This window comes from Sporosarcina koreensis, from assembly GCF_001531445.1.
Classification (GTDB): domain Bacteria; phylum Bacillota; class Bacilli; order Bacillales_A; family Planococcaceae; genus Sporosarcina; species Sporosarcina koreensis_C.
In genome coordinates, this window is the sequence record NZ_LQYA01000136.1 from 41395 (window position 1) to 51953 (window position 10559).

Sequence of the window (10559 nt, forward strand, 5' to 3'; positions counted from 1 at the left end):
CCCTTGACTGTCAGGGAAGGCATTTTTTAATTGTTTTTCTGAAATAAAAAAGAACTCCCTCCAAATTGTGACTTCTATAGATTTTCTAAAAGTATTGTGAACTTTTAATTTTTCTTATATAATAATAGATGGGTTTAATGAATGATGGTTCATTCAATTAAAAGGGAGGATGTTCAGTATGAATTTGGTAACACAAGTTTATGAAACGTCGAAACTGCAGCCTGGGAAAACGGCCTATCACTTCATGGGGAAAGATGCGTCTTACGCCGAGTTCGACCAGTCCGTGTCCATGTTTGCGTCCGTCTTGCAAGACTTGGGAATCGAAAAGGGCGATCATATCGCATTGTTGTTAGGAAATACACCGCATTTTCTCATTTCGCTTTATGCGACAATGCGGATCGGGGCGACAGCGATTCCGATCAATCCGATTTATTCGCCTGACGAAATCTCGTACATTTTACATAATAGTGATGCGAAAGCGGTCATCGCGCTCGATCAGCTGTTGCCGCTCGTCGAGAAGTCCGCGTCCTTATTCCCTTCAATCGAGCAATATATCGTCTGTGAAATGAGTGCTGATATTCGGGAGAAAGTGGCGGCATTGCCGGATAAGGCAAAAGCGAAAGTGAAGCTGTTTTCCGAACTGATCGCAACGGGCCGGCCTGATCTCGAACCGATTGAAGCTGACGAAAATGAAACCGCTGTCATCCTCTATACATCGGGAACGACCGGACGTCCGAAAGGCGCGATGCTGACGCATAAAAACCTATATTCGAACGCGCGTGATGTCGCGGACTATTTAGGGTTCTCGGAAAATGAACGCGTTGTTGCAACGTTGCCCGTTTTCCATGTGTTCGCGCTAACCGTCGTCGTGAACGCGCCATTGCTAAAAGGTGCGACAATCCTGCTCGTGCCGCGCTTCAGCCCAGCGGACGTCTTCCAGACTATCAAAGAACAGCAGGGGACTGTATTCGCGGGTGTGCCGACGATGTACAATTTTCTTTATCAATTCCCGGAAGGTAAACCGGCCGATTTCAGCACAATTCGCCTCGCGATTTCCGGAGGATCCTCTTTGCCTGTCGCATTGCTGCACAACTTCGAGAATAAATTCAATGTGAAAATCTCGGAAGGATACGGCCTGTCCGAAGCGTCCCCGGTCACGAGCTTCAACCCGTTGGACCGCGAGCGTGTGCCCGGATCGATCGGCACGAATATCGTCAATGTTGTCAATAAAGTCGTCGACCAATACGGCGATGAAGTGCCTGTCGGCGAAGTCGGCGAGCTCGTCGTCCAAGGGCCGAACGTCATGAAAGGCTATTACAAAATGCCGGAAGAAACCGCCGCTGCGATACGTGACGGTTGGCTGTACACCGGAGATTTGGCCCGCCAGGATGAAAACGGTTACTTCTATATTGTCGATCGCAAGAAAGATATGATCATCGTCGGCGGCTACAACGTCTATCCACGGGAAGTCGAAGAGGTTTTATTCACACATGACGACATCGTCGAAGCAGCGGTCATCGGCGTGCCGGACCTTGATTTCGGAGAAGAGGTTCAAGCCTTCGTCGTCCTGAAAAAAGGAGCTGCAGCGGACGCCGAAAAACTGAAAGCGTTCTGCGCGAATCGGTTGGCGAAGTATAAAGTTCCAAAAACGATCGAATTTCTGGACGAACTGCCGAAAAACACAACGGGGAAAATTTTGCGGCGTTCGTTGAAAGATCAAGTGAAGCAATAACTTACAGGATTTTCCCCTACTCAATAGGGGAAAATTTTTTTAATACAGCGCTCGACTTGTGTAAAGATTTCCTGGCGGCTACCGATAAAAAACAAAATATCAACTAAAGGGGCAAACACCATGCGTTGGACTGTCGGGAAGAAAATATCAACCATTTTTATAATCATGATTGCACTCATTTTAGGAATGAGCGCTGTAGGAATCACTAGTACGTTTACGCTGAATAAAAACACAACAAAGATGATCGATGTAATTATCCCGAAAATTGAAAATATTAACGCGTTGGAAAAGAGTACTCAAAATGTGCTTAGCCTAGTACAAAGGCATATCCTTTCGAAAGACAGTCAATATGAGAAGCAATATGAAAAAGAAATTATTGCCGAAACAGATTCAGTAAACAACGTCATCGTCTCATATGAAGACTTGATGTCGACAAATGCGGAACAAGAGTTATTGAATGATGTGAATGAACACTGGCAGTCCTTTACAGCGGATATTGATGAGATCATCGAGATAAGCGGCAAAGGACAGGACCAGCAGGCGACGGAGCAGTCATACGAAGCGATTATTACTGTAAGTGACATTGATGAGAAATTGAATGAACTAAGCGCGCTGCACCATGAGGAACTGGAAGCGATCGAGCAAAGGGGGGCTATGCTTTATTCAGCGGTATTAATTTCGTTGTCAATAAGCACGGTCATAGCCGTACTGCTTGCTGTTTTAGGCAGCAGCTATTTGATGCGGACGATCCAACGGCCGATCGTCTCTCTTGCTAATAGTTTCAAGCAAATGGCGACGGGCGATTTGTCAATCAATCCGATAGTAATCAAGACGAAGGATGAAATCGGTCAGCTCGGCGATAATTTCAACACGATGCTCGCCAATTTGAACGAGTTGATAGCGGAATTGAGAGAAAACGTCCATACACTCGCCGCAACATCTGGCCAATTCTCGGCTAGCGCAGATGAATCTGCCCGTGCTTCTGAACAGATCACGAACTCGGTCATCGGTGTGTCGGAGAGTGCGGCTATCCAATTGGAAAGCGCACAATCCAGCAGCTCGATTGTAGACGACATAGCAGCTCGATTGAATCAAACCGTAGAGTCCATCCAGCATGTTTCCGAAATGGCAGTCGCTGCGACTGAGCTGACTGAAGCTGGTACAGAAAGAATGACAACGACTGTCGGAAAAATGGAAGACATTCAGCAGTCAACTCAGAGGACGGCAGAGGTTGTAGAATCGTTACATGCAAAGTCGTCTGAAATCGGTAAAATTGTCTCGATCATTACGAATATCGCAGGACAAACAAACTTATTGGCGCTAAATGCCTCCATCGAAGCGGCAAGGGCGGGAGAACACGGGAAAGGCTTTGCGGTCGTTGCGTCCGAGGTAGGCAATCTGGCGCTCGAATCGGGAAATGCCGCGTCTGACATCCGAAAATTGATTGAAGAAATCCAGCTCGAAGTAAGTGGGGCTATCAAAGTGATGGAAACATCAACACTATTTGTGGATGAAGGACTTGAAATGGTGCGGCAAACCGGCGAAGGCTTCCAGGAAATTGCACGACGAGTGAACGAAGTGTCTACGCAAGCCGTCGAAATTTCTATGATCAGCGAATCCATCAACGCTAGTACGCAACAAGTGAAACAGCTTGTCGACGAAGTGGCGGACCTGTCGAAACAGTCCGATGAAAACGCCCAAGACATCGTCGCGGCGTCCGAGGAACAAAGCGCTACGATGGAAGAAATCGCCGCCTCATCCACAGTCCTTAGTACGATGGCGGACACATTACAGCAGCTCATCTCCAAATTCAAGTTAAAATGAATGAAAAGCGATTCCTTTACAAAGGGGATCGCTTTTTTTCCCTACCCAAAATAATAAGCCGAGATCTCCCGAATAAAATCTTCCTCCAACTCATCTTTCTTTTTCACAAGAATAAACGTCGAAACCGTCGGCAGAGGGAACAGATCAAAATGCGGTCGCATAAGTCGGCCTTCCGTCAGTTCACGCCGGACAATGGAGTGGGGGAGGAACGAGACGCCGAGTCCTTCCTGGATGAACCGTTTCGCAATATGCGCTTGCGTTACTTTCATCGTGCGAACACCCGGCACATGCTTGTGCAAAATGACAAGCAAATCATCCCAGTAGACAGGATGATGATGCGTCAGCAAATAATTTCCGAGTAGCGCATCCTCCACATCGACTGGCGGTCCGCTTTCCTCGTCGTAGCTATCCGTCGGCGTGATGAAAACGATCGGGTCATCATAGATTCGGATCGATTCAATGCCTTTCAAAGCCGTATCCAAAGCAGAAATGCCCAAATGGACCTCACCTGAATCGACGAGGCGCTCGATCATCTCGGATTCCTCCACCCGGATCGTCAGTTCCACATCGGCGTGTTTTTCCATAAACGTCCGCAAGAAGTATGGCAAAATCGTTTCCGCCATAAGCGGCGAAATGGCGATTGTCCACATTCGGCGGTACCCTTGCGCAAAAGCTTGCATCCGATGCACGCTTGTCTCCAGCCCCGCCAACAACTTTTCAGCTTCCCCATAAAATAATCTGCCCGCATCGGTCAACGTGACGCGGTTGTTAATCCGATCGAATAACGCAACACCCAAATGCTCCTCCAACAACTTGATATGCACCGTAACGCTTGGCTGCGACAACAGTAATTTCTCCGACGCCTTCCTGAAGTTCAACGTTTCTGCCGCCATAACAAATGTCCGAAGCCATTGCGTGTCCATTCGCCAAACCTCCTCCTGATTACTAAAATTAATCAAATCATTCCAAAACATTCAATTTACCTAATTATACCTTCCTCCTATACTGAAGAAAAGGAGGAATGATCATGTTTCAAAAAGGCTTGAAAGATGTCGTTGCCGTACACACGAAAATTGCATCAGTAGAAGGGGATATAGGTGAACTCCGGTACCGCGGAACCAAAATAGGAGAACTCATCACCGAGCATTCATACGAGGAGATTGCTTACTTCCTATGGACGGGAAAATTCCCTGAGCAAAACGAAACATTTACTCTTCAAGAGGGCAGGGAATTACCCGAACACGTAAAAATAATCATCGACGCCCTGCCATCTGAAACGCCATTGATGGATGCAATGCGGACCGCAATATCCGGATACTCGCACCATCATTTCACGAATCAACCGATTGAACAGCAAGCGCGCCACCTAACCGCAGCGCTCCCGGTCATCATCGCGAGGCATTACCGGAATGCGAATGGATTGCCCATCGTCGAACCCGACCCGTCATTAACACATACCGCCAACTACTTATGGATGCTGACCGGAACGAAGCCCGCAGACGTCCATGTCGAAGCGCTCGAAACGTACTTGAAATTGACGATGGAGCACGGCATGAACGCCTCCACATTTGCAGCGCGGGTCACCATTTCTACGGAATCGGATTTGACCGCGGCAGTCACGTCGGCGCTCGGCGCAATGAAAGGCCCGTTGCATGGCGGTGCACCTTCCGCCGTCATCGAGCTGCTCGAAGAAATCGGCACGCAAGAAAACATTACCCACGTCATCCGGAAGAAACTGCAAAACGGTGAACGAATCATGGGGTTCGGACATCGAATCTACAAAACGGAAGATCCCCGATCAATTTTATTGCGAGATAAATGCGATATGCTCGCGGGACAAGACGGCTGGCTCGACCTCGCAACAACGGCCGAAAAAGAGATCATCGCACTTCTCGAAACGTATAAGCCGGGACGCAAACTATACACGAACGTCGAATATTACGCGGCTGCAATCATGCGTGCAATCGACATGCCGCCTGAACTATTCACCCCGACATTCAGCGCAGCAAGAATGGTCGGATGGACCGCCCACGCTATCGAACAGCTGAGCGACAACACGATCTTCCGGCCGCAATCCGTCTACATCGGAAAAAAATCATGAAAGTATTCGAAAATAAAAAGGGGAAACTCCTCCGGTTGTCGAAATATGTAGGATAGAAAAATGAAGGGGGAATTCCAATGAGAAACTTACTAGAAAACGATCTATTCAAATTGCAATCTGTCACGAATCCACAGCTTTCTCCAGGCGGAAAAGAAGCGCTGTTCATCAAAACGCATATCGACGAAGAGGAAAACAAATATATTTCCAATCTGTACCACATCGACCTCGAGACGAAAGAAACGGCGCCATGGACATACGGCAAACACCGCGTCAGCTCGCCAAAATGGTCGGCCGACGGCAAGCAAATCGCTTTTTTGTCGAATCGCGACGATAAAAATCAGCTATACATCCTATCCGCCCGCGGAGGAGAAGCGAAGAAACTCACATCATTCGAAAAAGGCGTTTCCAGCTTCGAATGGTCACCCTGCGGTAAAAAAATCTGGTTTGACGCCTCGGTGAAGGAAGGCAAGACGTTCACGGACAAAGAAGAGAAAGATGAAAAGAAGAAACCGGAACCCGTACGCGTAACGAAGATGAAATACAAAATGGATGGCGTCGGTTTATTGCCACAGGATTCATTCAAACAAATCGGCGTCATCGATATTGAAACGGAAGAGATCACACAATTTACGGAAGGGAATCACCAGCATACGCTGCAGGCCGTTTCACATGACGGCAGCAAGCTTGTCATCGGTGTGAACCGTAACGAGAACCTGGACTGGGAATTCCGTCAGCCGCTCTATTTGGTCGATGTCGAATCAAAAGAAGAGACGGTCATCGTCGATGAGGAAGGCTATTACGGCGGCGCTCGTTTTTCATTCGACGACAACTATATCGCGTTCGCAGGCTCGGACCGTACATTCCAGAACGCTACGCATGGCAATTTGTATGTATATGATACGAGACGCGGCAACCGGATCAATATTACGGAAAGCGTCGATGCTCCGGTCGGCGACTATACGGTTGCGGACCATCAGCAGGGGGCAAGCGCGCCAAGTGTCGTCTGGACGAAGGATAATCACTTATATTTCCAGTTGTCATCGATGGGCGACGTCCGCCTTTACTTCGCAACGCTTGAAGGGGAATTGTATCCAGCGTCACAGGAAAACGAGCATGTCTACGGGTATGATGTGAATCGGGAAGGCGATTTCGCGTTAGTCGCGGTGAGCTCTGCAGTGAGCCCAGGCGAGATTTATCAATTAACGATTGCGACTGGCGAAAGGGAAGCCCTCACTTCATTCAATAAAGACTATTTACAGGAAGTCAAACTCGTCGAGCCGGAAGCGATTGTTTTCAAAAGCGCGAAGGACTGGGACGTGCACGGATGGCTCATGAAACCGACGGACTTCAAGGATTGCGAGAAATATCCGCTCATCGTCGACATCCACGGTGGTCCGCATGCGATGTTCGGCAACACGTTCTTCCATGAAATGCAGCTGCTTGCTGCAAAAGGCTACGGCGTGCTTTACATCAATCCGCGCGGCAGCCATGGCTACAGTCAGGAATTTGTCGATGCCGTCCGCGGCGATTATGGCGGAGGCGACTATGAAGATATCATGGCGGCAACCGACTATGTATTGGCGGAAAATTCCTGGATCGACGAAGATCGCCTTGGCGTAACAGGCGGCAGCTACGGCGGCTTCATGACAAACTGGATCGTCGGCCATACAAATCGTTTTAAAGCAGCGGTCACGCAGCGTTCGATCTGCAACTGGATCAGCTTCTTCGGCGTATCCGACATCGGCTATTACTTCAGCGACTGGCAAATTGCCGCGGACATGAAGGATGTTGAAACACTATGGAAGCACTCGCCGCTGAAATACGCGGAAAACGTGGAGACGCCGCTATTGATTCTCCACTCGGAAAAAGATTTCCGCTGCCCGATCGAACAGGCGGAGCAGCTCTACATTACATTGAAAAGCATGGGGAAAGAGACGGAATTCGTCCGCTTCCCAGATGCAGACCACAACTTATCGCGGACCGGCGCACCGAATCTGCGGATTGAAAGGTTGAACGAGATTACGGGCTGGTTCGCGAAATACCTATAAGGAAGTTCAAAAAGTCCGGGAAAAAGACCTCGCGTATTACGTTGTGTCTAGCTTCATCGGCCAGATGCTCGGGTCATAAGTCAAGTCGTATTCGCGCCAAAAGCGGCGCTACTTCGACTTGTCTTATGCCTGTCGCATCTAAGCAGGCCGATAACGCTTTTCGCGTCAGCTTGCTCCCCCGCTCCTCACGTATTAAAAGCATACGCTGCGGTGCTCGGAGGCTGCGCTTCCTAGTACTACGCGGTTCTTTTTGTCCTCCTTTTTGGACCTTTATTAAAATGGAGGATTTTATTTGTCATATACACTAGAGGGCGTAACAATCCGCCCAATTAAAGAAGAAGATTTGCATCATATGTGGGAAATGACGTTTAAACAGGAGAATCCTGAATGGAAGAAATGGGACGCGCCGTATTTCCCGCATAACACGATGACGTATGAGGCTTTCCTTGAACGGAAAGACAAAGTCGTCGCGCAGGACGATTATTGGGGCATTGAAGTGGACGGCGAGCTCGTCGGCATGGTCAGCTACTATTGGGAGCATCAGCCGTCCCTTTGGCTGGAGATGGGTGTCCTCATCTATGAGCCGAAATATTGGAGCGGCGGCTACGGAACGAAGGCGCTCACGATGTGGATCGATCATTTATTCAACGAAATGCCACTCGTCCGCGTCGGCCTCACAACATGGTCGGGGAATGAACGGATGATCCGCGTCGCTGAAAAGCTCGGTATGACGATGGAAGCACGAATCCGCAAAGTCCGCTATTGGAACGGCGCCTACTACGACTCCATTCGTATGGGCATGCTGCGCGAGGAATGGGAAGCGCATAAGTCGAAATGAGATGGTCGAAGCTAAAGCAATTGGCGGAAGGATTGCTTTTGGAACCGCTCAAAGGACGCATTGAATACCATTGTGTCATTCACCGGAAAAGCCATGACCAAACGGGGACATTCCGAATCACCTTTGACGGCATGGAAATATTCCGAGCTTCCGACATTCCCTACAACATCGCCGCCACAAAACGTGGACAGGAATTGACTGAGGAAAGAGCAATCGATCCTTTAAATTGGGATTCTGATTGGCAAAAAATGTGGGAATCCAAAGAGCTGAAGCAATTACATGCAGCATATGATGATGCAGAAATCGAAGTGAAAGAGCAGGGCATTTACCCGTCATCGGAAATCATCGGCTTATTGTTCGACTACATCCATATGCCTTTCGAAAACGCACTCTCACATGAGCACCCCTTCATCCGAGCAATCGTGTTATTCGACCGGCGACTCGGGAAAAGAAGATGGACCAACATCAACGTTGAAACAGAAACGGATCTTGTACGGAAGTGCTATAAGCTACGCAATGAACTGAATGGCTGAAAGTAGAAGAGGATAGTTTGCCAGCATAATGGCATCTATCCTTTTTTACATGTAATCGGATAGAGTTTGTGTTGCATTTACCATTGATTGCGTAGCACTTTATACTGATTGCAAGCCAAACGAATGCGAGTGAATTCGCTTGAATAATAGTGAGTCTGAAGCCCTGAAATGAGCTTATCTACATCGAACTCACCCAAAACACAAAACCCCGGATTGATCTAAGTGCATAAGTGCGACGCCAAAACTTTTACAACCAAACTTTCCCGCATATAACAATATAATGAGTGATTACTCACTTTACAATCCAGTTCTTACAGATTACAATGGAGTGAGTAATCACTCACTATTAAAAAGAGGTGACCATCCATGAACAAAAGCGAAGTATGCGTATCCATCCGACACGTCTCTAAAAGCTTCGGCAAACACCAAGTTCTGAAAGATATCAACATGGACATCTATGAAGGGGAAATCTTCGGTTTGCTTGGACCGTCCGGAGCCGGGAAGACGACGTTAGTGAAGGAGCTGGCGGGACTTGACGAGCCGACGGAAGGGGAGAATCATTTATTTCACGAGAAAATGCCTACCCTGGATCTCATCAAACGGATAGGGTATATGGCGCAATCGGACGCGTTATATGAAGAGTTGTCAGCGAAGGAAAATCTTCAATTCTTCTCTGAGCTGTACGGATTGAAAGGGCAGAAACAAGCACAGCGCATCAACGAAGTGATGGAACTCGTCCAGCTTTCGGGCGATGTTACAAAACTCGTTTCGAACTACTCGGGCGGAATGAAAAGACGTCTTTCCCTCGCCATCGCACTTCTTCACGAACCGGAATTGCTCATCCTCGACGAGCCGACAGTCGGAATCGATCCTGTTCTACGGAAAAGCATCTGGAACGCATTCACGGATTTGAAAGCGCAAGGGAAGACGCTCATCGTCACAACGCACGTCATGGACGAAGCGGACAAATGCGATCGGCTCGGACTGATCCGCGATGGGAAACTGATCGCGGTAGGCACGCCTGCTGAACTGAAAAAACAAACGAACTCCTCAACAATCGAGGAAGCATTCCTCGTCTTCGGAGGCGTGGAACGATGAGAGTGATGGCATTAGTGAAACGGATTCTCCGTCAGCTCGTCAGGGATAAACGGACGATTGGTCTGCTGATTTTCGCGCCGATCCTCGTGCTGACGATGCTCTATTTCGTCTTCAACGGCGACGACTACACCCCGAAAATCGGATTGGTCGATGTGCCGGAACTGCTAGTCGATCAAATCGATACAGACGGCGCTCAAGTATCGACCTTCAAAACTGAATCGGAAGCGAAGGAAAAACTTGCCGCACGGGAACTCGACGGCTATTTGAAAATGGAAGGTAACTCCCCATCTATCGTCCTTGAAGGAAGCGATCCAAGCATTACAGGCGCAACGATGAAATGGCTACAAAACGCATTGCCGAAACCGCCACAAGCCGTCGACATTCC

Annotated in this window: 9 protein-coding genes; 8 read left to right on the forward strand and 1 reads right to left on the reverse strand. The window is 48.5% G+C overall.

The annotated features are described in order from the left end of the window. Positions 1–178: 178 nt before the first annotated feature. Both AWV70_RS14535 and AWV70_RS14540 read left to right on the forward strand, forming a co-directional pair. Entirely contained in the window at positions 179–1732 is a 1554-nt protein-coding gene (locus tag AWV70_RS14535; RefSeq protein ID WP_060208617.1) for a fatty acid--CoA ligase family protein, read from the forward strand. Between the two features lie 120 nt (positions 1733–1852). After that, positions 1853–3556, forward strand: coding sequence for a methyl-accepting chemotaxis protein (locus AWV70_RS14540; RefSeq protein WP_060208621.1), 1704 nt, complete (start codon positions 1853–1855; stop codon positions 3554–3556). Positions 3557–3597: 41 nt separating this feature from the next. Here the strand turns inward: AWV70_RS14540 and AWV70_RS14545 are convergent, their stop codons facing one another. Beyond that, positions 3598–4479 carry a LysR family transcriptional regulator gene (locus tag AWV70_RS14545; protein WP_060208624.1) on the reverse strand — a complete coding sequence of 294 codons (882 nt, stop codon included), beginning with the start codon at positions 4477–4479 and terminating at the stop codon, positions 3598–3600. A gap of 104 nt (positions 4480–4583) precedes the next feature. On the opposite strand from AWV70_RS14545, the gene AWV70_RS14550 reads away from it, so the two are divergent. The 6 genes from AWV70_RS14550 to AWV70_RS24655 form a co-directional block, all read left to right on the forward strand. Then, entirely contained in the window at positions 4584–5657 is a 1074-nt protein-coding gene (locus AWV70_RS14550; protein WP_060208627.1) for a citrate synthase/methylcitrate synthase, read from the forward strand. Positions 5658–5734: 77 nt separating this feature from the next. Then, complete coding sequence (locus AWV70_RS14555; protein ID WP_060208630.1) at positions 5735–7705, forward strand: S9 family peptidase; 1971 nt, start codon at positions 5735–5737, stop codon at positions 7703–7705. A gap of 292 nt (positions 7706–7997) precedes the next feature. Then, on the forward strand, positions 7998–8543 hold the full coding sequence (locus AWV70_RS14560; RefSeq protein WP_082713642.1) for a GNAT family N-acetyltransferase: 546 nt from the start codon (positions 7998–8000) through the stop codon (positions 8541–8543). Continuing rightward, the gene (locus AWV70_RS14565) at positions 8540–9076 is read left to right on the forward strand and encodes an SF0329 family protein (RefSeq protein WP_060208633.1); all 537 of its coding nucleotides are present in this window, start codon (positions 8540–8542) and stop codon (positions 9074–9076) included. The genes AWV70_RS14560 and AWV70_RS14565 overlap by 4 nt, the downstream gene beginning before the upstream one ends. A 366-nt stretch (positions 9077–9442) precedes the next feature. After that, complete coding sequence (locus AWV70_RS14570; protein ID WP_060208636.1) at positions 9443–10174, forward strand: ABC transporter ATP-binding protein; 732 nt, start codon at positions 9443–9445, stop codon at positions 10172–10174. Beyond that, positions 10171–10559, forward strand: a 389-nt coding sequence (locus tag AWV70_RS24655) for an ABC transporter permease (protein ID WP_349675586.1), incomplete at its 3' end; no start/stop codon positions are given. The genes AWV70_RS14570 and AWV70_RS24655, both read left to right, overlap by 4 nt.